The sequence below is a fragment of the Burkholderia sp. Tr-20355 genome, assembly GCF_017104685.1.
GTDB lineage: Bacteria > Pseudomonadota > Gammaproteobacteria > Burkholderiales > Burkholderiaceae > Burkholderia > Burkholderia seminalis.
In genome coordinates this window covers 82,376-103,874 of the sequence record NZ_JAAGPK010000008.1, presented here as the reverse complement: position 1 = coordinate 103,874, position 21,499 = coordinate 82,376, and the positions used below count along the sequence as shown (strand labels likewise).

Here is a 21,499-nt window from a genome sequence, read left to right as displayed (position 1 = left end):
GCTGGCCGCCCGTCATCTTCATCAGTTGCACGCCCGTGCCGGCCAGCTCGGCGTCGGCCTGTACCCAGTAGCGGCTGTCGACCCACAGCCCCGCGAAATCCGCGGTCACGACCAGCGTGCCGACCGAGCCCGTGAAGCCGGACAGCCAGCGGCGCGCCTGCCAGCGCTCGGGCAGATACTCGGACAGATGGGGATCGGCGGACGGCACGAGATAGGCGGCCAGGTCCTCGCGGGCCATGGCACCGCGCAACAGCGCAAGGCGGGCCGGCACCGGCGAGACTTCGGGAAGACGGGCATTCATGATTTCACCTGAGAGCATTCAGCGACGGGCCGACAGCGCGACCGTCACGGCTACGGCAAGGAACGCGACGCCGGTGCAGACCGGCCATTCGAGCGTCTCGCCATCGTAAAACAGTCCCGAGAGATTGCCGGCCATGCGGGCGGCGGCCGCACCGACGATGCCGGCGAGCACCGCGATCCACCACGCCGGCCGACTCGTGCGCCGCATCGGATGCAGCCAGCGGCCGAACAGCCCGACGGCCGCTCCCAGGACAATGATTCCAAACCAGTTCATTCGACGCCTTCTATAAATTCAGATTCGTCCCATAGGCGTGAACGTTACCAGCGGCTAGCATCGATTCATCCATCGAACCCGAGACCAGCCGGGTGCCGCGAACGTTCGAGTGTAGGGGCCGACTCGACGTTATGGCAAGCGCGCACCGGCTACCGTAATGAAGAAACTCTCATGCGAATCGCTCTGATCGATCCCGAGTCGCGTCGCGCCGCGCTCCTGAACCGGCTGCTCTTCGCGGGCGGTCACGTGTGCCACGCGTTTCCGTCCAGCACCGCCTTCTTCGCGTGGCTCGCGGCCGACAACACCTGCGACATGCTGATCACCGGCCACTGGGCCGGCGATCAGCCCGCCGAGGAAGTCATTCCGCGCGCGCAGACGGTCCTGCCCGGGTTGCCGGCCATCGCCGTGATGCAGTCGCCGCGCGAAAGCGAAATCGTCTCGTGCCTGCACGCGGGCGCCGACGATTGCCTCGCGCGGCCCGTGAGCGGCCCCGAGCTGCTTGCGCGCGTCAACGCACTGAGCCGGCGCGCCGGCGTACGCCGGCCGCCGACCCGCTCGCGCGAAATGTATGGGGAATACGCATTCGACGCAACGCACGACCTCGTGCGCTTCGGCAACGCAATCGTTTCACTGACGCCCAAGGAATTCCGTTTCGCCCAGCTGCTGTTCACGAACCTGTCGCGGCCCGTGTCGCGCGCCCATATCCTCGAAACCGTGTGGGGGCGCCGCCGCGACATGAAGTCGCGCACGCTCGATACGCACGCATCCCGGCTGCGCAGCAAGTTGCAATTGCTCCCGGAGCGCGGCTACCGGCTGTTGCCGCTCTACGGCTACGGCTATCAGCTCGACCGCGTGCCGATCGAACCCCCAAATTCCCGGCCCCGCCACGCTGATGCCCGGTATGCCGCGAGTGAGGAAATCGCTGAAACGCTATAATATGGGGCTAAACGATAGCCCTCGATATGCAACTCCTCACGATCGGAATCAATCACCACACTGCGCCTGTCGCCTTGCGCGAACGCGTGGCGTTTCCGCTCGAGCAGATCAAGCCGGCTCTCGTCACGTTCAAGAACGTGTTTCTCGGCCCCCAGGCACCCAATACGCCCGAAGCGGCGATCCTCTCCACCTGCAACCGCACCGAACTGTATTGCGCGACCGACGATCGCGCGGCGCGCGAAGGCGCGGTCCGCTGGCTGTCGGAGTATCACCGGATTCCGGTCGACGAGCTCGCCCCGCATGTGTACGCGCTGCCGCAGTCGGAAGCGGTCCGGCATGCATTCCGCGTCGCGTCCGGCCTCGATTCGATGGTGCTCGGCGAAACCCAGATTCTGGGCCAGATGAAGGACGCGGTCCGCACCGCGACGGAAGCCGGCGCGCTCGGCACCTATCTGAACCAGCTGTTCCAGCGCACGTTCGCGGTGGCGAAGGAAGTGCGCGGCACGACCGAAATCGGCACGCAGTCGGTGTCGATGGCCGCCGCCGCGGTGCGCCTCGCGCAGCGGATCTTCGAAAAGGTGTCGGATCAGCGCGTACTGTTCATCGGCGCCGGCGAGATGATCGAGCTGTGCGCGACGCACTTCGCCGCGCAAGGCCCGCGCGAACTCGTCGTCGCGAACCGCACGGCCGAACGCGGCCAGCGGCTCGCCGAACGCTTCAACGGCCGCGCGATGCCGCTGGCCGACCTGCCGACCCGCATGCACGAATTCGACATCATCGTGTCGTGCACCGCATCGACGCTGCCGATCATCGGCCTCGGCGCGGTCGAGCGCGCGGTGAAGGCGCGCCGCCACCGCCCGATCTTCATGGTCGACCTCGCGGTGCCGCGCGACATCGAGCCCGAAGTCGGCAAGCTGAAGGACGTGTTCCTCTACACCGTCGACGATCTCGGCGCGATCGTGCGCGAAGGCAACGCGTCGCGCCAGGCCGCGGTCGCGCAGGCCGAAGCGATCATCGAGACGCGCGTGCAGAATTTCATGCAATGGCTCGACACGCGCAGCGTCGTGCCGGTGATTCGTCACATGCATACGCAGGCCGACGCGCTGCGCCGCGCCGAAGTCGACAAGGCGCAGAAACTGCTCGCACGCGGCGACGATCCGGCCGCCGTACTCGAGGCGTTGTCGCAGGCGCTGACCAACAAGCTGATCCACGGCCCGACGAGCGCGCTCAACCGCGTGAACGGCGCCGATCGCGATTCGCTGATCGACCTGATGCGCGGCTTCTACCAGCACGCGCCGCGCTCGAACGACCAGTCCGGCCACTAGCGCCGCCCGGTCGCCCTGCCGCCGGCCCCGCGCCGGCCTATCCTTTCCGAATACCCCTTGCCCGGGAGCGCCGCTCCACACCATGAAAACGAGCATGCAACGCAAGCTCGACCAGCTGTCCACACGGCTGGCCGAACTGAACGACCTGCTGAGCCGCGAAAACGTCACGGCCGACCTCGACCAGTACCGCAAGCTGACGCGTGAACATGCGGAACTCGGCCCGGTCGTCGAGCAATACGCGCTGTGGCGCCAGTCGCGCAGCGACGAGAAGGCCGCGCAGGAACTGCTCGCCGACCCGTCGATGCGGGACTTCGCCGAAGACGAAATCCGCAGCGCGCGCGACGATATGGCGCGCCTCGAGACCGAGCTGCAGAAGATGCTGCTGCCGAAGGATCCGAACGACGATCGCAACATCTTCCTCGAAATCCGCGCGGGCACGGGCGGCGACGAATCGGCGCTGTTCGCGGGCGACCTGCTGCGCATGTACCTGCGCTTCGCGGAACGCCAGCGCTGGCAGGTCGAAATGATGTCGGAGAGCGCGTCGGATCTCGGCGGCTACAAGGAAGTGATCGTGCGGATCGCGGGCCAGGGCGCGTTTTCGCGCCTGAAGTTCGAATCGGGCGGCCATCGCGTGCAGCGCGTGCCGGCGACCGAGACACAGGGGCGCATCCATACGTCCGCGTGCACGGTCGCGGTGATGCCGGAAGCCGACGAGATCGGCGAAGTCGAGATCAACCCGGCCGACCTGCGGATCGACACGTTCCGCGCATCCGGCGCGGGCGGCCAGCACATCAACAAGACCGATTCGGCGGTGCGCGTCACGCACATCCCGACCGGGATCGTCGTCGAATGCCAGGACGACCGCTCGCAGCACAAGAACAAGGACCGCGCGCTGAAGGTGCTCGCCGCGCGCATCAAGGACAAGCAGTATCACGAGCAGCACGCGAAGGAAGCCGCGACGCGCAAGAGCCTGATCGGCTCCGGCGACCGTTCCGAACGGATCCGCACGTACAACTTCCCGCAAGGCCGGATGACCGACCACCGGATCAACCTGACGCTGTACCGGCTCGAGGCGATCATGGACGGCGATCTCGACGAACTGATCGGCGCGCTCGTCAGCGAGCACCAGGCCGAGCTGCTCGCGTCGCTCGGCGAAGCCGACTGAGGCCGCGATGCCCGACACCACCGCCGCCGAATTGCTGCGCGCGTCACCGCTCGACGCGGTCGACGCACGCGTGCTGCTCGCGCACGCGCTCGGCTGGACCCGCACACAGCTGATCACGCGCGGCGATGTGCCGCTCGATGCGGCCGCGGTCGAACGCTACCGCGCGCTCGAAGCGCGCCGCGTCGCCGGCGAACCCGTCGCGCAACTGGTCGGGATCCGCGAGTTCTTCGGCCGCCCGTTCGACGTGACGCCCGACGTGCTGATCCCGCGCCCCGAAACCGAACTGCTCGTCGAAGCCGCGCTCGATGCGATCGACGGGCTGCCGCATCCGGCCGTGCTCGATCTCGGCACCGGCAGTGGCGCGATTGCCGTGTCGATCGCCGCCGAGCGCCCCGATGCACGCGTGTGGGCGCTCGATCGCTCGCCGGCCGCGCTGGTCGTCGCGCAGCGCAACGCAGGCAAGCTGCTCGACGCACGCCGCCCCGGCGGCCCGCTGCAGTGGCTGCAGAGCGACTGGTACGCGGCGCTCGATCCGGCGCTCGTGTTCGACACGATCGTCAGCAACCCGCCGTACATCGCGCGGCACGATCCGCATCTCGCGCAGGGCGACCTGCGTTTCGAGCCGCGCGGCGCACTCACCGACGACGCCGACGGCCTCAGCGCGATCCGCACGATCGTCGCGGGCGCCGGCGCCCATTTGAAACCAGGCGGCACGCTCTGGATCGAGCACGGCTACGATCAGGCCGAAGCCGTCCGCGACATTCTCGCCTCGCACGGCTTCGTCGCGGTCGAATCGCTCGCCGATCTCGCCTCGATCGAACGCACGACAGGCGGCCGGCGGCCGGGCTGACGCCCGGCTCGCCCGGTTGAAATCCGCTATCATTTCGATCTAACGCCCCGCAAACGCAAGGTCAGTCATGGACACCCAACAACGTATCAAGCAAATCGTCGACGAAAACCAGGTCGTGCTCTTCATGAAGGGCAACGCGCAATTCCCGATGTGCGGCTTCTCGGGCCGCGCCGTGCAGGTGCTGAAAGCCTGCGGCGTCGACCAGTTCAAGACGGTCAACGTGCTGGAAGACGACGAAATCCGCCAGGGCATCAAGGCATTCTCGAACTGGCCGACCATTCCGCAGCTCTACGTGAAGGGCGAATTCATCGGCGGCTCGGACATCATGATGGAGATGTACCAGTCGGGCGAACTGCAGCAACTGTTCGCCGCCGCCTGACACGCGGCAGCCGCTGCCCTTTCGATGGCCTCTCCCAGCGCGCCGCCACGCCGGCTGATCGTCGCGATCACCGGCGCCACCGGCGCGATCTACGGCGTCCGGCTGCTCGATCTGCTGCGCGCCGCGGGCGGCGTCGAAACGCACCTGCTGATTTCGAACGCCGGCTGGCTCAACATCCAGCATGAACTGAAGCTGCCGAAGGCCGAGGTCGAACGCCGAGCGGACGTCGTGCACTCGGTGCGCGACGTCGGTGCGACGATCGCGTCGGGTTCGTTCGCGACCGACGGGATGGTGATCGCACCCTGTTCGATGAAGACGCTCGCGAGCGTCGCGCACGGGCTGTCCGACAACCTGATCACACGCGCGGCCGACGTCACGCTGAAGGAACGCCGCCGTCTCGTGCTGATGGTGCGCGAAACGCCGTTCAACCTCGCGCATCTGCGCAACATGACCGCCGTCACCGAGATGGGCGGCATCGTCTTTCCGCCGCTGCCCGCGTTCTACGCGATGCCGAAGACGATCGAGGAACTCGTCGACCAGACCGTCACGCGCGTCCTCGACCTGTTCGCGCTCAGCGCGCCGCAGACGACACCCTGGGCCGGCATCCGGCACGCGCAGTAAGCCCCCTTCTTCGCCCATCTTCGCCGATTTTCACGGAAATTCACTCGATTGCACGCGTACTGACGATTTCGCACACCGTCACGCATTACGTTGCGACGATTATCAACAAACAAGCGTCAATCAAATTCCGCCACGCGGATTTATCAATACGCGGTGCGCGCCTATAGTCACAGGCAAACCCTTTTTGCAGGCCACCACCATGAACCGCTTGCCTTCGCTGTACCTGTCCCACGGCGCCCCGACGCTGCCGATCGACCCGACGCTGCCGTCCGGCGCATTCACGCATCTCGGCGCCGAATTGCCGCGCCCGCGCGCGGTACTGATGCTGTCCGCGCACTGGGGCACGCAACGGCCGGTCGCGAGCGTCGCCGCGCATCCGGAAACGATTCACGATTTCTACGGTTTCCCGCAGGCGCTGTACGACATCCGCTATCCGGCGCCGGGCGCGCCCGACGTCGCCGAACGCGCGGCCACGCTGCTGAATGCGGCCGGCATCGCGACCGCGACGACCGAGCACGGCCTCGACCACGGCGCGTGGGTGCCGATGCTGCTGATGTTCCCGGAGGCGGACGTGCCGGTCGCGCAGCTGTCGATCCAGCCGCGCGCGGATGCGGCGCACCACTTCGCGCTCGGCCGTGCGCTGCGGCCGCTGCGTGACGAAGGCGTGATGGTGATCGGCTCGGGCCAGATCACGCATAACCTGCGTGCGGCCGATTTCGGTGCCGCGCCCGAGGATGCGGACCCGCGCGTCGCGGAATTCACCGACTGGTTCGAGGCGAAGCTCGCCGCGCGCGATGTCGATGCGCTGCTCGACTACCGCCGGCAGGCGCCGCACGCGGTGCTGATGCATCCGACCGACGAGCATCTGCTGCCGGTCTTCACGGCGCTCGGCGCGGCGGACGACGACTACCAGCTCGGCATCCAGTCGCTCGGCACCTACCAGCGCGTGCTCGCGATGACGAACTACGTGTTCGCGAGCGCCAACGCCTGAGCCGCGACGCCATCGCCGACGCAAACAAAAAGCCCGCCCGAGCATCGCTCGGGCGGGCTTTTTCCGCTGCTTCCCGCCGCCGCCGAATCCGGCGACAGGTCATGCGTCAGGCACCGACCCCTTCGAGGATCTCGTCGTGCGACTCGCGCTCGTCGAGATACTGGGTCCGGTAACCGGTATTCACACCCCAGAAGTAGAACACCAGCGAGATCGCCGCGACGATCAGCATGTCCCAGCCGTACGGCAGGTAGCCGTGACCGCCGAATTCCTTGCTGCCGATCAGCGACAGCACGGCCATCGTCGGCAGGTACGCGACCAGCCACCAGGCAGCCTTCAGGTCGGCGCCCCAGCCGGTCCAGCCCGATTTCGCCTGGAAGTAGAAGTACACCGGCAGTGCGACGATCATCAGCAGGATGATTTCGCCCGTGAGCGGCCACTTCGCCCAATACAGGATCAGCGACGCACACACGAACGCGAACGGTGCGATCAGCTTCATCAGCGGGATCGACAGCGGGCGCTCGATGTCGGTCGCCGCGCGGCGCAGCGCCATCAGGCTGATCGGGCCGGTCAGGTACGAGATCACCGTTGCAACCGAGATCACCGCCGCGAGCGAGCTCCAGCCGCGGAAGAAGAACAGGAACACGAACGACACGAGCAGGTTGAACCACATCGCCTGGCGCGGCACACCGTAGATCGGGTGCACGTTGCCGAACATCTTCGGCATCGTGTTGTTGCGCTCCATCGCGTAGATCATCCGCGTGGTCGTCGCCATGTAGGTCGTGCCGGTGCCGCTCGGGCTGACGAACGCGTCGATGTACAGCAGGATCGCGAGCCAGTTCAGGTTCAGCGCGATCGCGAGTTCCGCGAACGGCGACGAGAAATTGAAGTGCGCCCAGCCCTGCGCGACGTCAGCCGGATTCACCGAACCGATGTACGCCATCTGCAGCAGCACGTAGATCACGAGCGCGATCAGGATCGACGTGATCACCGCGAACGGCACGCTGCGCGAAGGATTGCGCGCTTCGCCCGCCAGGTTCACCGGGCTCTGGAAACCGTTGAACGCGAACACGATGCCGCTCGTCGCGACCGCGGTCAGCACGGCCGACCAGCCATACGGTGCGAAGCTCGCATTCGACGCGGTGCCGAGGTTCTCCGAATGGAAGCTCGTCAGCATCAGGCCGAGGATCGTGGCGCCCGGGATCAGGAACTTGAAGATCGTGATCGCGGTGTTCGCCCGTGCAAAGGCCTTCACGCCCCAGTAGTTCAGCATGAAGTAGATGACGACCAGCACGGCCGACAGCAGCAGGCCGGGTGTCGTCAACTCGCCGTTCACGAACAGCGCATGCGCCCATGGATACGGCCACGTACTCATGTACTGGATCGACGCTTCGGCCTCGATCGGGATCACGGAAACGATCGCGATCCAGTTGGCCCATGCGCTGATGAAACCGACCAGCGAACCGTGCGAGTAGCGCGCGTAGCGCACCATGCCGCCCGACTCGGGGAACATCGCGCCCAGTTCGGCGTACGTCAGTGCAATCGCAAGAATCACGACCGCACCGATGATCCATGCGCAGATCGCCGCCGGACCGGCGATCTTCGCGGCTTTCCAGGCACCGAACAGCCAGCCCGAGCCGATAATCGAACCCAGCCCCGTCAGCATCAATGCAAACGGGCCGATGTTCCGTTGAATAGAACTCTTCACATCCTCTCCTGTGTCTCAAAAAGCATGGTCGGCCCGCGGTCCGGGATCGGCTCGGACAGCACCGCGCACGCATTCTTGGGGGGACGAGTCATCCGATCGGGGCAACCCGTCCGCGCGGCGCGTAGTTTAACGGTTGCACCTCGAACGTGCCGCCAAAATCGTTCGGCCCCTACAAAAAATTCGCATCGCCTGCAAGCTTTGTAAACCTGATATACGCAATAACCCTGAGAGCATGGGAATACGGTTGACCATGAGCGCGATTAGCCGTATAAAGGACTTCGCAGGATTTCAGGTGGCGAGTGAATTGGTTCTTTCGTAGTTCGCCCATCAACGGTACTCCGGTGGTCCTATTACCCCTTCCTTGATTTTCCGCACCCCATGGGCTTCGGCCCCGTTTTATCTTTTTAGGAACAAGTAACATGGCAACCGGTACCGTCAAGTGGTTCAATGACGCAAAGGGCTTCGGCTTCATCACCCCGGAAGGCGGCGGCGACGATCTGTTCGCGCACTTCTCGGAAATCCGCGTCGAAGGCTTCAAGACGCTGCAAGAAAACCAGAAGGTTGAATTCGAAGTGAAGACGGGCCCGAAGGGTCTGCAAGCTGCGAACATCCGTCCGGTCTAAGCTTGGCGCGATAATTCGTGTAAAAAAGCCCCGCTTCGGCGGGGCTTTTTGTTTTTGGGCGCCGATGCGGGATGGCAGCTACGCCCTTCCGCCTGCCGCCATTCAACCGAACAATCGCTGCGCGTGAATGCCGAGGCCCGTCGCGACGCTCGCGAGGCGGTCGCCGAATACCGGTTGCGCCTCCGGAAACGCGCCCGCGAGCGCACCCGACAGGAACGCGAGCCCGGTCGAACCGCCGGTGAAGTACAGCGCGCCGACCTCGCGCGGCGCGATGCCCGCAAGCCGCACCGTCTCGCGCGCGGCGTCGACGATGCGTGTGGTGTCGTCACGGCTCGCATCGACGAGGCGATCGGCGTCGAACGCGATCAGCAGGTCTTCTTCCACGTCGTTCAGGTCGATCATCGTCTCCCCGCCCGCCGCGACGCCGATCTTTGCCTCTTCCGCGCGCGCCATCAGCGCATGCCCGAGCCGCTGCTCGACCACGCTCGTGAGCCGGTCGTACTGCCGCACGTCCTGGTACAGGTGCTTCATCAGCTTCAGCTCGCCGAGCCGCTTCGGCGTGTAGACCGTGTTGATCAGGTGCCAGGTCGCGAGATCGAAGTAGATCTTGTTCGGCAGTTCGCGCCCTTCCGGGTCGAGCGAACGGTAGCCGAATGCGGGCAGGATCGCCGCCAGTTCGACACGCCGGTCGTAGTCGGTACCCGCGACGTGCACGCCGTGGTGCGCCAGCACGTCGTCCTTGCGCTCGAGCCGCGCCATCCGCTCGGGCCCGACGCGCACCAGCGAGAAGTCGGACGTGCCGCCGCCGATGTCCGCGACGAGCACGAGGCGCTCGGCCTGCTGGCGCGATTCGTAGTCGAACGCGGCGGCAATCGGTTCGTACTGGAAGTGAACGTCCGCGAAACCGACCGATTGCGCGGCCGCCGCGAGCTGATCCTGCGCGAGACGGTCGGCGCGCGGATCGTCGTCGACGAAGAACACGGGCCGGCCGAGCACCGCGCGGCCGATCGGCGCGCCCGCGCGCGCTTCGGCCTTGCGTTTCAGGTGGGTCAGGAAGCGCGCGATGATTTCGGTGTACGCGATCGCGCTGCCGTCGCCGAGATCGGTCGTCGTCTCCGCGAGCGGCGAGCCGAGGATGCTCTTCATCGAGCGCATCAGCCGGCCGTCGAAACCGTCGATATAGGAAGCCAGCGCCGCACGGCCGTATTCGACCGTTTCCTCGTCGTTGTTGAAGAAGATCGCCGTGGGCAGCGTCAGGTGGTCGCCCTCGACGGGCGCGAGGCGCATGCCGTCGCCGTCGGGCAGCGCCACGGCGGAATTGGACGTGCCGAAATCGATCGCGCAGTAAGTCATGGGAAATTGCCGCAGCAGGGCCGGCGCGAAAACGGAAAGGACGGGCTTTTTAACATGAAGCCCGCTGGATCACAACCGGGGCGGGCCACCGGTGCCGCGCGGCGGGCGCGGCAGGCGACGGCGCGCGCCGCGGCGCGCCAGGGACACACACGGGCGGGATGCAGGACGCAGCCCGCCGCCTGCGGGGTCAGGCTGCCGCGTCGAAGCCCTTCTTCCACGCGCCCGCATAGACGACTTCGCCGATCGCATGGCGCGTACGCGGCGCCTTTTCGCGATCGCGCAGCACCGGATCGAGCTTGTCGACGTTGCCGTAGTGGCCGAGCGAGATGATCGACAGGATCGCGACGTCGGCCGGAATCGCGAACGCGTCGCGAAACGCCTTCGTATCGAAACCGCTCATCTGGTGGGCCGCGAGGCCGAGCGCATGCGCCTGCAGCACCAGCGACATCGCGGCGGCGCCCGCGTCGTACGACGCGGTCGGTGCCGGCTCGCCCTTCGGCGTCAACGTGTGCGCGGTCACCGCGATCAGCACGGGCGCCGGCGCATTCCAGCCCTGGTTGAACGGCACCAGCGTCGCGAACGCGCGCTTGAATGCGTCTTCGTCATGCGCGCGATCGAATACGATGAAACGCCACGGCTGGGCGTTGTACGCGGACGGCGCCCAGCGCGCCGCTTCGAGCACGGCGTGCAGATCGCCGGCGCTGACGGGCTCGTCCGAATAGGCACGCGGGCTCCAGCGGCCTGCGATCAGATCGTGAATCGAAACAGTGGTGGGAGCAGGTTTGACGGACATGCGGTTCCTCGCTGACATCGATGAAGGGGCGCGAACGCCCGGCGAACCGCAAGCATACCCGCTTGAGCGGCGGCGCGCCCGCTCCCGCCGCGCTATGCAAATCTCCGTGCGTGCATTGGCCGGCCGCAGGCTGCGCGGCCGGCCGCGTTCACCGCAATCAGGCCGCCTGCGCGGCCGCGCGCGACGGGCCGCGGTTGATCCGCAGCACGATCAGCGCGCCGGCGATGCACAGCCCGCCCGAGATCATCGAAGCGACCGTGTAGGTACCAAGGCTCGCGCGCAGCAGCCCGGCCCCGAGCGCCGCGAACGCCGCGCCGAGCTGGTGGCCGGCGACGATCCAGCCGAACACGACCGGCGCCGCGGCCTTGCCGAACACATCGGTCGCGAGCCGCACGGTCGGCGGCACGGTCGCGATCCAGTCGAGCCCGTAGAACATCGCGAACAGCGGCAGCCCGAAGAAATCGATCCCGAACGCATGCGGCAGATAGATCAGCGACAGCCCGCGCAGCCCGTAGTACCAGAACAGCAGCACGCGGTTGTCGTAACGGTCGGAGAGCCAGCCCGACAGCGTCGTGCCGAACAGGTCGAACACCCCCATCGCCGCAAGCAGCGATGCGCCCTGCACTTCGGTCATCCCGTAGTCGCTGCACATCGCGATCAGGTGCGTGCCGACGTAGCCGTTGGTGCTCGCGCCGCAGATGAAGAAGCTGAAGAACAGCAGCCAGAAGTCGCGCGAACGGCTCGCCATCAGCAGCGTGCGGAACGCGACCGCGAGCGGGTTCTCCTTCGTCGCGTCGGGCGCGGGCGGCGCGTCGGCCGGCTCGCCGTACGGGCGCAGCTTCACGTCGGCCGGCCGCTCGGGCAACAGGAACGCCACCAGCGGAATCACGATCGCGGCCGCCACCGCGACGACCAGCACGACCGGCCGCCAGCCGTGGCGCTGCGCGATCGCCGCGAGCATCGGCAGGAACACGAGCTGGCCGGTGGCCGTGCTCGCGGTCAGGATCCCCATCACGAGGCCGCGCCGTGCATGGAACCAGCGCGTGACGAAGGTCGCGGACAGCGTCAGCGCGACGACGCCCGTCGAGCAGCCGACCATCAGCCCCCAGATCACCACCATCTGCCAGCTCTGCGTCATCATCGACGACAGCGCGACGCCCGCGCTCATCGTCACCAGCGCGGTGAGGATCGTCGGGCGCAGCCCGAAGCGCTGCATCGCGGCGGCCGCGAACGGGCCCGTCAGGCCGTACAGCGCGATGTTCACCGAGATCGCCAGCGAAATCGCCGCCCGGCTCCAGCCGAGCTCGCGCTCGAGCGGCACCATCAGCACGCTCGGCGTCGCACGCGTGCCGGCTGCCGCCAGCAGGATCAGGAATACCACCGCCGCCGCGAGCCATCCGTAGTGGAAGCGCCCGCTGATTCGTGTCACTGCCCAGTTCATCTTCGCGTTCTCCAGTTGGCGGCTCCGGCGCCATCGCACCTGCTCCGCCCCGATCAGGCCACCTCCGCCGCGCATTGCAACGTCGGCTGACCCGGGCCGACGCTTGGCATTCGTCTGTCGATCCGGTGCGATTGTTACCGACCGGTCACAAGTGTGTTGCGATCGTAGTTACCAGTCGGTAACATGTCAAGCAATTCATCACGTAGTCGAGGGTCATCATGTCGGGCATCGAGATCGACAAACCGCCGGCGCGGCGTACGCGCCGGCCGATCGACGGCGCCACCGCACAGGAGCACCTGCTGCGTGCCGCCGAGGAGCTGTTTTACAGGGAAGGCGTGCGAACGGTGGGCGTCGAGGCGGTCGTGGAGCGCGCGGGCGTCAACAAGATGAGCCTGTACCGCCAGTTCTCGTCGAAGGACGAGCTGATCCTCGCGTATCTCGAACGGATGGACGCATGCTTCTTCGAGCGGCTCGACACGAGCGCCGCGAAGCACCCGGGGCAGCCGAAGGCGCAGTTGATCCAGTATTTCGTCGATCTTGCCGAGCGCGCGACGCAGAAGGACTATCGCGGCTGCCCGTTCGTCAACGTGGCCGCCGAATTCCCGGATGCGTCGCACCCGGCGCGCGAGCGCGTCGCGCAAAACAAGGAACAGTTGATGAAACGGCTCGTCTCGCTATGCGAAGGCGCCGGAGCGCGGCAGCCGAAGGCGCTGGCCGACGCGCTTGCGCTGGTGGTCGAAGGCATCTATGCGGCGAGCCAGACGTACCGGCACGGCGAAACGCCGATCGGCACCGCGCCCGCGCTCGTCACGCAGTTGATCGAAGCCGCCTGCGCTTGACGCGGCGCATGCGCCGGCGCGCGGCGCGCCCGCTACAATGCGGCCCTCGCCGTTCTTCCGCCCGACTGGTTTCACGATGACCGACACCCGCCCCGAATCGCACGACGACATCCTCGCCGCCACCCGGCACTGGCTCGCGCGCGCGGTGATCGGGCTCAATCTGTGCCCGTTCGCGAAAAGCGTCTACGTGAAGGAACAGGTGCGCTACGCGATCAGCGACGCGACGACGCTGGAAGATGCGCTCGCCGAACTCGAGACCGAGCTGCGCGCGCTCGATGCGGCGGACCCGCGGCAGGTCGATACGACGCTGCTGATCTTCCCGCATGCGTTTGCCGATTTCGTCGATTACAACGACGCACTGTTCTTTGCCGAACGGCTGGTGCAGCAGTTGCGGCTCGACGGCGTGCTGCAGATCGCGAGCTTCCACCCGCAATACCGATTCGAAGGCACCGCGCCCGACGACATCGAGAACTACACGAACCGCGCGCCGTACCCGATCCTGCATCTGCTGCGCGAGGACAGCATCGCACGCGCGGTCGACGCGTTTCCCGACGCGTCCGCGATCTACGAAAAGAATCAGGAAACGCTGCGCCGCCTCGGCCATGACGGCTGGCGCGAATGGATGCGCAGGCCGGGCGACGACGTCTGACGCGCCGCGCGGGCCGTGCGTCAGCCTTCGGCCGGCTCGGCGGCCTCGCCGCCTGCTCGCGCGGCTTGCGCCACGAAGAAGCGCTCGTTCAGTTCGGCAAGGCCGAACATCCCGAGGATCTCGTTCAACCGCTCGCCGGGCCGCCGGCGCGGCAGGTTCTTGTACTGCGCGATGATCAGCTCGTTCTTCATCGAATGCTCCCAGCCGACCAGTTCGGTCACGCTGACCTGGTAGCCGTGCGCCTCGAGTTGCAGGCAACGCAGCACGTTGGTGATCTGGCTGCCGAATTCCCGCGTATGCAGCGGATGCCGCCACACCTCGGTCAGCGCGTTCGCGAGCGACTTGCCCTTGTTCTTGCGCAGCACGCCCGCGACTTCCGCCTGGCAGCACGGCACCAGCACGATGTGCTGCGCGCGCTTCGCGAGCGCGAAGCGGATCGCGTCGTCGGTCGCCGTGTCGCATGCATGCAGCGCGGTGACGACGTCGACGGTTTCGGGCAGCCGCGGCGACGTGATCGAGTCGGCGACCGACAGGTTCAGGAACGACATGCCGCCGAACCCGAGCCGCGCGGCCAGCTCGGTCGAGCGCGTGACGAGCTCCTCGCGCGTCTCGATCCCGTACACGTGCGACGCGAACGCCGGCGTACCGTGCCCCGGCTGCTGCTTGAAGAACAGGTCGTACAGGATGAAGCCGAGATACGACTTGCCAGCACCGTGATCGACGAGCGTCACGTTGCCTTGGTCGGCCTGCACGCCGGCGAGCAGCGGCTCGATGAACTGGAACAGGTGGTAGACCTGCTTCAGCTTGCGGCGGCTGTCCTGGTTCAGCTTCCCGTCGCGGGTGAGGATGTGCAGTTCCTTCAGCAGCTCGACGGACTGCTCCGGACGGATTTCGTGGGTCTTGTTCGACATCGTGATGCGGCGCCGGGCCACGGTCGGTCGACCACGGCCCGGCGGCGGGAATTCGTGAGGAATGGCGACAGTTTACCGAAAATGCGCGGTCAGGCTCGTGCGCCGAGCCGCCACAGCGACGTGACTTCGGCGCGGCGTGCCGCGTGCAGCGGATCGTCGGCGTCCGTCGACTTTGGGTGGGCGGGGCGGATGTCGTCGCGGCCGAGCACGACGAGGCCGGCTTCGTCGATCCATTGCAGCAGCGTTTCGCGCGGCCGCAGGCCGAGATGCTCGGCGAAATCGGACAGGATCAGCCAGCCCTCGCCGCCCGGCTCGAGATGCGCGGCGAGCCCCGCGAGGAAGCCGCGCAACATGCGGCTGTCGGGGTCGTAGACCGCGTATTCGATCGGCGCGCTCGGCCGGGCCGGCACCCACGGCGGGTTGCAGACGACGAGCGGCGCGCGGCCGGGCGGAAACAGGTCGGCTTCCACGACGTCGACCTGGCTCGCATGGCCGAGCCGCGCGACGTTCTCGCGTGCGCACGCCAGCGCACGCGGATCCTGGTCGGTCGCGACCACGCGCTCGACGCCGCGCGACGCAAGCACGGCCGCCAGCACGCCGGTGCCGGTGCCGATGTCGAACGCGAGCGATGTCGCCGGCAGCGGCGCGCGCGCGACGAGGTCGACGTATTCGCCGCGCACCGGCGAGAACACGCCATAGTGCGGGTGGATCGGCGCGCCGCCGAGCGCCGGAATCGGTACGCCCTTCTTGCGCCACTCATGCGCGCCGACGAGACCGAGCAGTTCGCGCAGCGACACGACCGACGGCGCGCCGCCGGGGCCATACGCCTCCTCGCAGGCGGCACGCACGTCGGGCGCACGGCGCAGCGGGATCGTGTAGTCGGCGTCGAGCGGGATCAGCAGCATCCCGAGCGTGCGCGCACGCTGCGACTGCGCGAGACGATGCAGGTTGAATGCGTCGACGCCGGCCGCGGCTTTCGCCTTCTTCGGCTTGCGCTCGACACGGCGCGCCATCGCCTGCACGAGCTGGCGCGCATTCTGGAAATCACCCTGCCAGACGAGCGCGGTGCCCTCGCAAGCAAGGCGGTAAGCCGCGTCGGCGGCAAGACGATCGTCGGCGGGCACCGCACGCTTGGGCGGCGGCACGCCGGCTTCGGAGCGCCAGCGCACGGCATGATCGGCGCCGTCGGCGTCGGTCCAGTGGAAAACGGGGAAATCGGTCACGCGAACTCGGTTACGGTTGGCATCGATGGCGGCGGGAATTCACCGCGCGGACCACACCATACCGCGCTTTGCCCGGACCGGCAAAACGGGCGCCGCGACGCCCGCCCGAAAGCATGCGTCGCGGCGCGATCGACCGTCAGGCGAGATCGATGGCTTCCGCGCCGGGCGCATCGCGCTTGACGGCCGCGATGCCGTTCTCGCGGCCCTGCACGCTCTTGTACGTTTCGCTCGTGCCGATGACCTGATGGTTGGCCGCCTTCAGGTTGAACATCGGCTCGCCGTTGTGGGCGAGCTTGCGCTCATAGCGCTCGTCCAGCGGCGCATTTTCCCGCACGGATGCGATCCCGTTTTTCGCGCTGCCCTTCTCTTCGTACCGCTCGCTCGCGAGAATGATCTCGCCGTTCGCCGACTTCAGGTGGAAGTAGTACTGACCGTTCGTGGCTTTCTTGATCTCGAATTTTGCCGCCATGGTTTGCTCCTGGAAGAATGTCCGGCCCTCGGACATCGGCAAGTGTAGGGGCAACGCCCGCAAAAATCGACCTCACGCGACGATAAGCATTGAAGACCGTCAAATCGTCAATTTTCGTTGACATTTGAGCGACGTTACCGGAAACCGCATGGCCTACCCGCCCCACCCCGGCATGACCGGCATGCGCAGCGTGCCCGCGTCGTTGAAGCGCACGGTGCCGATCACGCCGCCGGCGAGTCGGCCGCGCAGCGCATACGGCAGTTCGCCGTTCGCGGCCGCGCCGGGCAGGTTCCACGCCTGCCGCGCGGCGGCGAAGGCGGACACGGACACCGGCACGTCGAGCACCGCTTCGCCGAAACGCGGCACGGTGCCCGCGCGATCGCTGACGCCGCTCGCGAACGGCGTGCCGTTCAGGTCGAGCGACACCGAGATGCCGTCGTACTCGATCGGCGCATCGTTCGGGTTCTGCACGCGCAGCTTCAGGTTGAAGCGCATCTCGAGCCCCTGCCCGACGAGCGGGTCGAGCCCCGCGACCGACACGCGCACGGGGTCGCGCGTCAGCCCCGCGCAACCGCCGAGCAGCAGCAGCACGGCGGCGAACAGCATCGGCACGGCGCGCAGCGGCGCGAAACGGAACAGGGTACGTGGCATGGAAGGGCCTCCTCGCGGCGATCGGTGAGCGGGTCGTCGATGCATTGTACCGAGCGTGCCGCTCCACGCCGGATTTCGTAGTTTTCGCGGCAGCCCAAGATCGTTAATAGATTAAAACTACGAAATCATCAGCTAAACGGAAAGCGAATTAATGACTTCCAGCATTCAATGAAGCGCGGAGAATTCAATAGATGCTCTTTCTAAATTTTTCGTTTCCTTTACCCAAAACCATCAAGTATATTTACGCATCCTTGGAGCAAGCCGACAAACCTTGAAGCCGCATGACGGCGCATTTACGGAATGGCAACCCGCCTTCCTTCCGTCCTGCGGCCTGGCCCGGCCAGCCCCGTAGGTCGTCGGTTCAAAGGGATTGCGCGCCCCACCGGGCGCGCGGCCCCGTGTCGTGCGCGCGAAATCAATTCAGTACAACACGCGTCCGGCCATTTTGAACTGGCAAGTTAACCAATATCCGGAAATCCAGAGGGGGCAGTAAACCATGATTACCTTCACGTAGTCGGCTACCGTCTTTTCGAATAATCCGTCATTGCCATTTTTTCGCCGTTGATTAACGGCGAGGGGAAGGTTTTTGCCGGCGTTTTCGCAGCACTGAACGATTCCTTCAACAATCGAGGTTTCAGTCATGTCGATCCATATTCGCAAGATGCGTTATCTGCCGCTCGTCGCCGCACTGGCACTCGCCGGGTGCGGCGGCGACGACGGCGGTGCGGGCTCCGCTTCCGCGCTCAGCTCCGCCGGCACGCCGCATTCAGGCTCGTCGCCCGCCGTCACCGCGCCGCCGAGCGCATCGAACGTCGACAAGAGCGTATCGCCTGTCGAATTGCCGGACACCGTGGTGCCCGTGAACTACCGGCTGTGGTTCCGCCCGAACGACGCGCTGAACGCGTTCGACGGCCGCGCCGACGTCGAAATCAAGGTGCTGAAGCCGGTCAACAACATCGTGATCGCCGGCCACCGGATCAAGTTCACGAACGGCCGCATCACGCTGCAGCCGGGCAATATCCAGCTGATTGCGACGCCGCAGGACAAGGGTGACTTCTATCAGTTGCGGCCCGTGAGCGGCACGATCTCGCCGGGCACCTATTCGCTGCACATGGAGTGGTCGGGCATCATCAACTTCAAGTCGTACGACGATCCGGGCACGAAGACGGGCGGCAGCTGCGGCGACGATCCGTATCCGGGCTGCTCGGCCGCGGAAGGCGTGTTCCGCGTCGACCTGAAGGGCACCGACGGCAAGACGAGCGGCGCGATCCTGACGCAGGGCGAAACCAACCTGGCGCGCCAGTGGTTCCCGGGCTGGGACGAGCCCGCCTTCCGCCCGACCTATGAAGTGACGGCCGAAGTGCCGTCGAGCTGGCGCGTCGTGTCGAACGCGGCCGAAAAGCCGTCGACCAACGTCGGCGGCGGCTACAAGCTCGTGCAGTTCGAGAAGACCCCGCCGATGCCGTCGTACCTGCTGTTCTTCGGCGGCGGCATGTTCGACACCTACGAGGACGATTTCACGAGCCCGCTGCCGGGCGGCAAGGGCGGCCTGCACCTTCGCGTGTTCACGCCGCCGGGCATGAGCGAGTGGGCGAAGCCGGCGATGGACCGCACCAAGCAGGCGCTCGACTTCTACTACCGCTACACGGGCATCGCGCTGCCGCTCACGAAGTTCGACACGGTGGCCGCGAACGACGCGTTCAAGGACCAGAAGGACCTGAACTTCGGCGGGATGGAGAACTGGGGGTCGATCCTCGAGTTCGCCGACGACATCCTGCCGCAGCCGGGCCAGCCGATGTCGCACTACGGCAACGAGGTGCTGACGCACGAAGTCGCGCACCAGTGGTTCGGCGATCTCGTCACGACCGACTGGTGGGACAACGTGTGGCTCAACGAATCGTTCGCGACGTTCTTCGAGACGAAGACCACGATCCAGTTCTTCCCCGACGAGTTCAGCTGGCTCGACCAGGTGAAGAACAAGTACCGCGTGATCAATCGTGACATCGGCCCGAACGCGTTCCCGGTCGCGCCGAACTTCAACGGCTGGGCGTCGAACGACTTCGTGCTGAGCGCCAGCGCGTTCACGTACGACAAGGGCGGTCACGTGCTGAAGACGCTCGAGAACTATCTCGGCGAGCAGACGCTGCGCAAGGGTCTGCAGCAGTACCTGGTCGACTACTCGTTCGGCAACGGTACGCCGAAGCGCCTGTGGGATGCGCTGTCGAAGGAAAGCGGCCAGGCGGTCGGCCCGATCGGCGACAGCTACGTGCGTCAGACCGGCGTGCCGCTGATCTCGCTCGACACGCAGTGCGACCTGACGAAGAACCAGACCATCGTCACGCTGAAACAGCAGCCGTTCCCGAACAAGAACGCGTATCCGGGCCTGCAGTGGACGGTGCCGATCACGCTCGCGTACGGCCAGGGTCTCGCGAAACGCACGACGCTCGCGCTGAAGGACACGCAGACGCAGACGCGGATCGACGGCTGCACGGGCGTGGTCGCCGACCCGAGCGGTCTCGACTACTACGTCGTGAACTACAGCGACGCGGCCTGGAGCGGGCTGCTCACGCAGGTCAACGGCTCGACCGATCCGGTACTGCTGGCGAACCTGAAGAGCGAAGCCGCGCTGCTCGTCGCGAACAATCTCGCGCCGGCTTCGCGCTCGACATCGATCGGCTCGGTCGCTTCGCCGGCCGCGATGAAGCTGCGCCAGACGCCGACCTTCGGCGGCGTGGAGCTGACGACGAAGGAACGCCCGGCACTGCAATACCAGGGCATCTTCAAGCCGCGCAAGGTAGTGACGCAGTAACGGTGCGCAGCCGTCCGGCGCCGCGCAGCCTGCGGCGCCGGACGGCGTACCGGCTTCTCCGACCTTTGACGGGCCTCGCATGCGAGGCCCTTTTTTCGTCCGCCCGACGCACGCGCGACCGCGCCGCGGCGCCGATGCGTCGCTAGCGGTCGTCGCGACGCCGGAATGCCCACCAGGCGGCGAGCGCGGTGAAGCCCGCGACGAGCAGCACCATCAGCCAGAAGCCGTGCTTGTTTTCCGAGAACGGCACGCCGCCGACGTTCATCCCGAAGAAGCCGGCGACGATGTTGATCGGCAATGCGATCACGGTCACGAGCGTCAGCGTGAACAGCGTCCGGTTGTTCTGCTCGTCGAGACGCGAGCCGATCTCTTCCTGCAGCAGCTTGATCCGCTCGTTGAGCCCCGCCAGGTCGGCGAGCACGAGCGAGAACTCTTCGGTCGATTCGCGCAGCTCCTGCACGTCTTCCAGGTGCAGCCACGCGGGCGGCTTCGCAAGCAGCCGGAAGATCGACCCGGGTTCCGGCGCGAGCATGCGCTGCAGGCGCGTCAGCGTGCGGCGCATCGCACCGAGCTCGATACGGCTCGACGTGAGCCGCTGCGACAGGAAGCGATCCTCGATGCGGTCGACGTCGACGCTCGTGCGCCGCATGATCTGGATCAGCAGGTCGGCCTGGTCGCGCAGCAGGTGCACGAGCAGTTCGGCGGGCGACCTGAACCGCTCGCCGTCGCGCACGCACGCGCGCAGCGTGTCCACCGAGCGCAGCGGCTTGAGCCGCGCCGTCACCATGATGCGCTGCTCGACGTGGACAAACAGCGTCGCGATCTCCGACGGCGTCAGCTCGAGGTTGAACATCACGTCGTTGACGACCGCGCGCAGCGCGCCGTCTTCCTGCTCGATGCGCGTCGAACGCGACCCCTCGTGGAGAAATTCGAAGAAACTGTCGGGCAGCCCGAGATGGGTGCGCATCCAGCGCTCGCTCGCGCCATGCGCGAGATTGAAATGCAGCCAGACGAAATCGCCCGACGCGCCTGTGCCGTGTTCGCGGCACGTGCGCAGCCACGCGGCGGCCGCGTCGGCGTCGAGCGTCGCGCCGGCGCCGCCGGGCACGAAGCGGAAGCCGCACACCATGCCGGACGTATCGGCGCCGTAAGTCTGTACGATCAGGTCCATCGTGTCGAAGGTCGTGCGGCG

Annotated in this window: 23 protein-coding genes; 11 read left to right on the top strand and 12 right to left on the bottom strand. The window is 66.5% G+C overall.

Annotated features, from left to right (window positions below; all coding sequences use genetic code 11):
• The coding region (locus tag G3N62_RS03440; protein ID WP_206141140.1) for an aminopeptidase P family N-terminal domain-containing protein at positions 1–301 on the bottom strand (301 nt) is incomplete at its 3' end.
• A gap of 18 nt (positions 302–319) precedes the next feature.
• Positions 320–574 (bottom strand): hypothetical protein, encoded by a 255-nt coding sequence (locus G3N62_RS03435; RefSeq protein WP_034187497.1) that lies wholly within the window; start codon positions 572–574, stop codon positions 320–322.
• A 171-nt stretch (positions 575–745) separates the two neighbouring features.
• On the opposite strand from G3N62_RS03435, the gene G3N62_RS03430 reads away from it, so the two are divergent.
• The 7 genes from G3N62_RS03430 (at position 746) to G3N62_RS03400 (ending at position 6,841) form a co-directional block, all read left to right on the top strand.
• Positions 746–1,510 (top strand): response regulator transcription factor, encoded by a 765-nt coding sequence (locus tag G3N62_RS03430; protein WP_034187498.1) that lies wholly within the window; start codon positions 746–748, stop codon positions 1,508–1,510.
• Between the two features lie 26 nt (positions 1,511–1,536).
• Positions 1,537–2,835 (top strand): glutamyl-tRNA reductase, encoded by a 1,299-nt coding sequence (gene hemA, locus G3N62_RS03425; RefSeq protein ID WP_011350794.1) that lies wholly within the window; start codon positions 1,537–1,539, stop codon positions 2,833–2,835.
• An 82-nt stretch (positions 2,836–2,917) separates the two neighbouring features.
• Positions 2,918–4,000 carry a peptide chain release factor 1 gene (gene prfA / locus G3N62_RS03420; RefSeq protein WP_034187499.1) on the top strand — a complete coding sequence of 361 codons (1,083 nt, stop codon included), beginning with the start codon at positions 2,918–2,920 and terminating at the stop codon, positions 3,998–4,000.
• A 7-nt stretch (positions 4,001–4,007) separates the two neighbouring features.
• Entirely contained in the window at positions 4,008–4,850 is an 843-nt protein-coding gene (prmC, locus tag G3N62_RS03415; protein WP_124670899.1) for a peptide chain release factor N(5)-glutamine methyltransferase, read from the top strand.
• Positions 4,851–4,917: 67 nt separating this feature from the next.
• A complete protein-coding gene (gene grxD / locus G3N62_RS03410) occupies positions 4,918–5,229 on the top strand; it encodes a Grx4 family monothiol glutaredoxin (RefSeq protein ID WP_006477066.1) in 312 nt (103 codons plus the stop codon).
• Positions 5,230–5,253: 24 nt separating this feature from the next.
• Positions 5,254–5,850, top strand: a complete 597-nt coding sequence (locus G3N62_RS03405) for a UbiX family flavin prenyltransferase (RefSeq protein WP_034187501.1) — start codon at positions 5,254–5,256, stop codon at positions 5,848–5,850.
• A gap of 199 nt (positions 5,851–6,049) precedes the next feature.
• Positions 6,050–6,841, top strand: coding sequence for a class III extradiol ring-cleavage dioxygenase (locus G3N62_RS03400; RefSeq protein ID WP_069705996.1), 792 nt, complete (start codon positions 6,050–6,052; stop codon positions 6,839–6,841).
• A 106-nt stretch (positions 6,842–6,947) separates the two neighbouring features.
• Here the strand turns inward: G3N62_RS03400 and G3N62_RS03395 are convergent, their stop codons facing one another.
• Positions 6,948–8,546, bottom strand: coding sequence for an APC family permease (locus G3N62_RS03395; RefSeq protein WP_034187503.1), 1,599 nt, complete (start codon positions 8,544–8,546; stop codon positions 6,948–6,950).
• Between the two features lie 419 nt (positions 8,547–8,965).
• Between G3N62_RS03395 and G3N62_RS03390 the strand changes: the two genes are divergently transcribed.
• Complete coding sequence (locus G3N62_RS03390) at positions 8,966–9,169, top strand: cold-shock protein (protein WP_006477070.1); 204 nt, start codon at positions 8,966–8,968, stop codon at positions 9,167–9,169.
• A 102-nt stretch (positions 9,170–9,271) separates the two neighbouring features.
• Here the strand turns inward: G3N62_RS03390 and G3N62_RS03385 are convergent, their stop codons facing one another.
• The 3 genes from G3N62_RS03385 to G3N62_RS03375 form a co-directional block, all read right to left on the bottom strand.
• The gene (locus tag G3N62_RS03385) at positions 9,272–10,522 is read right to left on the bottom strand and encodes an Hsp70 family protein (RefSeq protein WP_034187504.1); all 1,251 of its coding nucleotides are present in this window, start codon (positions 10,520–10,522) and stop codon (positions 9,272–9,274) included.
• Positions 10,523–10,709: 187 nt separating this feature from the next.
• Positions 10,710–11,315: a nitroreductase family protein gene (locus G3N62_RS03380; protein ID WP_034187505.1), complete on the bottom strand. Its 606-nt coding sequence runs from the start codon at positions 11,313–11,315 to the stop codon at positions 10,710–10,712.
• A 157-nt stretch (positions 11,316–11,472) separates the two neighbouring features.
• Positions 11,473–12,756: an MFS transporter gene (locus G3N62_RS03375; RefSeq protein WP_034187533.1), complete on the bottom strand. Its 1,284-nt coding sequence runs from the start codon at positions 12,754–12,756 to the stop codon at positions 11,473–11,475.
• A 218-nt stretch (positions 12,757–12,974) separates the two neighbouring features.
• Here G3N62_RS03375 and G3N62_RS03370 point away from each other — a divergent pair, with 218 nt between their 5' ends.
• Together G3N62_RS03370 and G3N62_RS03365 are read left to right on the top strand one after the other, a co-directional pair.
• Entirely contained in the window at positions 12,975–13,595 is a 621-nt protein-coding gene (locus G3N62_RS03370; RefSeq protein WP_034187506.1) for a TetR/AcrR family transcriptional regulator, read from the top strand.
• 76 nt (positions 13,596–13,671) lie between these two features.
• A complete protein-coding gene (locus tag G3N62_RS03365) occupies positions 13,672–14,244 on the top strand; it encodes a DUF1415 domain-containing protein (protein ID WP_034187507.1) in 573 nt (190 codons plus the stop codon).
• 20 nt (positions 14,245–14,264) lie between these two features.
• Here the strand turns inward: G3N62_RS03365 and G3N62_RS03360 are convergent, their stop codons facing one another.
• From G3N62_RS03360 to G3N62_RS03340, 5 genes are all read right to left on the bottom strand, one after another.
• Positions 14,265–15,155: an SAM-dependent methyltransferase gene (locus G3N62_RS03360; RefSeq protein WP_034187534.1), complete on the bottom strand. Its 891-nt coding sequence runs from the start codon at positions 15,153–15,155 to the stop codon at positions 14,265–14,267.
• Positions 15,156–15,244: 89 nt separating this feature from the next.
• The gene (locus G3N62_RS03355; protein ID WP_034187508.1) at positions 15,245–16,378 is read right to left on the bottom strand and encodes a class I SAM-dependent methyltransferase; all 1,134 of its coding nucleotides are present in this window, start codon (positions 16,376–16,378) and stop codon (positions 15,245–15,247) included.
• Positions 16,379–16,514: 136 nt separating this feature from the next.
• A complete protein-coding gene (locus G3N62_RS03350; protein WP_034187509.1) occupies positions 16,515–16,847 on the bottom strand; it encodes a YegP family protein in 333 nt (110 codons plus the stop codon).
• Positions 16,848–17,000: 153 nt separating this feature from the next.
• Positions 17,001–17,498 carry an LEA type 2 family protein gene (locus tag G3N62_RS03345; protein ID WP_034187510.1) on the bottom strand — a complete coding sequence of 166 codons (498 nt, stop codon included), beginning with the start codon at positions 17,496–17,498 and terminating at the stop codon, positions 17,001–17,003.
• 420 nt (positions 17,499–17,918) lie between these two features.
• Positions 17,919–18,140 carry a hypothetical protein gene (locus G3N62_RS03340; protein ID WP_185733117.1) on the bottom strand — a complete coding sequence of 74 codons (222 nt, stop codon included), beginning with the start codon at positions 18,138–18,140 and terminating at the stop codon, positions 17,919–17,921.
• Here G3N62_RS03340 and G3N62_RS03335 point away from each other — a divergent pair.
• The gene (locus G3N62_RS03335) at positions 18,139–20,307 is read left to right on the top strand and encodes a M1 family metallopeptidase (RefSeq protein WP_124670900.1); all 2,169 of its coding nucleotides are present in this window, start codon (positions 18,139–18,141) and stop codon (positions 20,305–20,307) included. The genes G3N62_RS03340 and G3N62_RS03335 overlap by 2 nt on opposite strands.
• Before the next feature lie 142 nt (positions 20,308–20,449).
• On the opposite strand, the gene G3N62_RS03330 is transcribed toward G3N62_RS03335, so the two are convergent.
• Positions 20,450–21,478: a transporter gene (locus G3N62_RS03330; RefSeq protein ID WP_034187535.1), complete on the bottom strand. Its 1,029-nt coding sequence runs from the start codon at positions 21,476–21,478 to the stop codon at positions 20,450–20,452.
• Between the last annotated feature and the right edge of the window lie 21 nt (positions 21,479–21,499).

Excerpts from the sequence above, each read along its gene's own strand:
- G3N62_RS03340 (WP_185733117.1), bottom strand. The coding sequence starts at position 18,140 with ATGACTGAAACCTCGATTGTTGAAGGAATCGTTCAGTGCTGCGAAAAC.
- G3N62_RS03405 (WP_034187501.1), top strand. The coding sequence starts at position 5,254 with ATGGCCTCTCCCAGCGCGCCGCCACGCCGGCTGATCGTCGCGATCACC.
- grxD (WP_006477066.1), top strand. The coding sequence starts at position 4,918 with ATGGACACCCAACAACGTATCAAGCAAATCGTCGACGAAAACCAGGTC.
- hemA (WP_011350794.1), top strand. The coding sequence starts at position 1,537 with ATGCAACTCCTCACGATCGGAATCAATCACCACACTGCGCCTGTCGCC.
- prfA (WP_034187499.1), top strand. The coding sequence starts at position 2,918 with ATGAAAACGAGCATGCAACGCAAGCTCGACCAGCTGTCCACACGGCTG.
- G3N62_RS03335 (WP_124670900.1), top strand. The coding sequence starts at position 18,139 with ATGTCGATCCATATTCGCAAGATGCGTTATCTGCCGCTCGTCGCCGCA.
- prmC (WP_124670899.1), top strand. The coding sequence starts at position 4,008 with ATGCCCGACACCACCGCCGCCGAATTGCTGCGCGCGTCACCGCTCGAC.
- G3N62_RS03360 (WP_034187534.1), bottom strand. The coding sequence starts at position 15,155 with ATGTCGAACAAGACCCACGAAATCCGTCCGGAGCAGTCCGTCGAGCTG.
- G3N62_RS03375 (WP_034187533.1), bottom strand. The coding sequence starts at position 12,756 with ATGAACTGGGCAGTGACACGAATCAGCGGGCGCTTCCACTACGGATGG.
- G3N62_RS03380 (WP_034187505.1), bottom strand. The coding sequence starts at position 11,315 with ATGTCCGTCAAACCTGCTCCCACCACTGTTTCGATTCACGATCTGATC.
- G3N62_RS03430 (WP_034187498.1), top strand. The coding sequence starts at position 746 with ATGCGAATCGCTCTGATCGATCCCGAGTCGCGTCGCGCCGCGCTCCTG.
- G3N62_RS03350 (WP_034187509.1), bottom strand. The coding sequence starts at position 16,847 with ATGGCGGCAAAATTCGAGATCAAGAAAGCCACGAACGGTCAGTACTAC.
- G3N62_RS03345 (WP_034187510.1), bottom strand. The coding sequence starts at position 17,498 with ATGCCACGTACCCTGTTCCGTTTCGCGCCGCTGCGCGCCGTGCCGATG.
- G3N62_RS03400 (WP_069705996.1), top strand. The coding sequence starts at position 6,050 with ATGAACCGCTTGCCTTCGCTGTACCTGTCCCACGGCGCCCCGACGCTG.
- G3N62_RS03390 (WP_006477070.1), top strand. The coding sequence starts at position 8,966 with ATGGCAACCGGTACCGTCAAGTGGTTCAATGACGCAAAGGGCTTCGGC.
- G3N62_RS03330 (WP_034187535.1), bottom strand. The coding sequence starts at position 21,478 with ATGGACCTGATCGTACAGACTTACGGCGCCGATACGTCCGGCATGGTG.
- G3N62_RS03435 (WP_034187497.1), bottom strand. The coding sequence starts at position 574 with ATGAACTGGTTTGGAATCATTGTCCTGGGAGCGGCCGTCGGGCTGTTC.
- G3N62_RS03365 (WP_034187507.1), top strand. The coding sequence starts at position 13,672 with ATGACCGACACCCGCCCCGAATCGCACGACGACATCCTCGCCGCCACC.
- G3N62_RS03370 (WP_034187506.1), top strand. The coding sequence starts at position 12,975 with ATGTCGGGCATCGAGATCGACAAACCGCCGGCGCGGCGTACGCGCCGG.
- G3N62_RS03385 (WP_034187504.1), bottom strand. The coding sequence starts at position 10,522 with ATGACTTACTGCGCGATCGATTTCGGCACGTCCAATTCCGCCGTGGCG.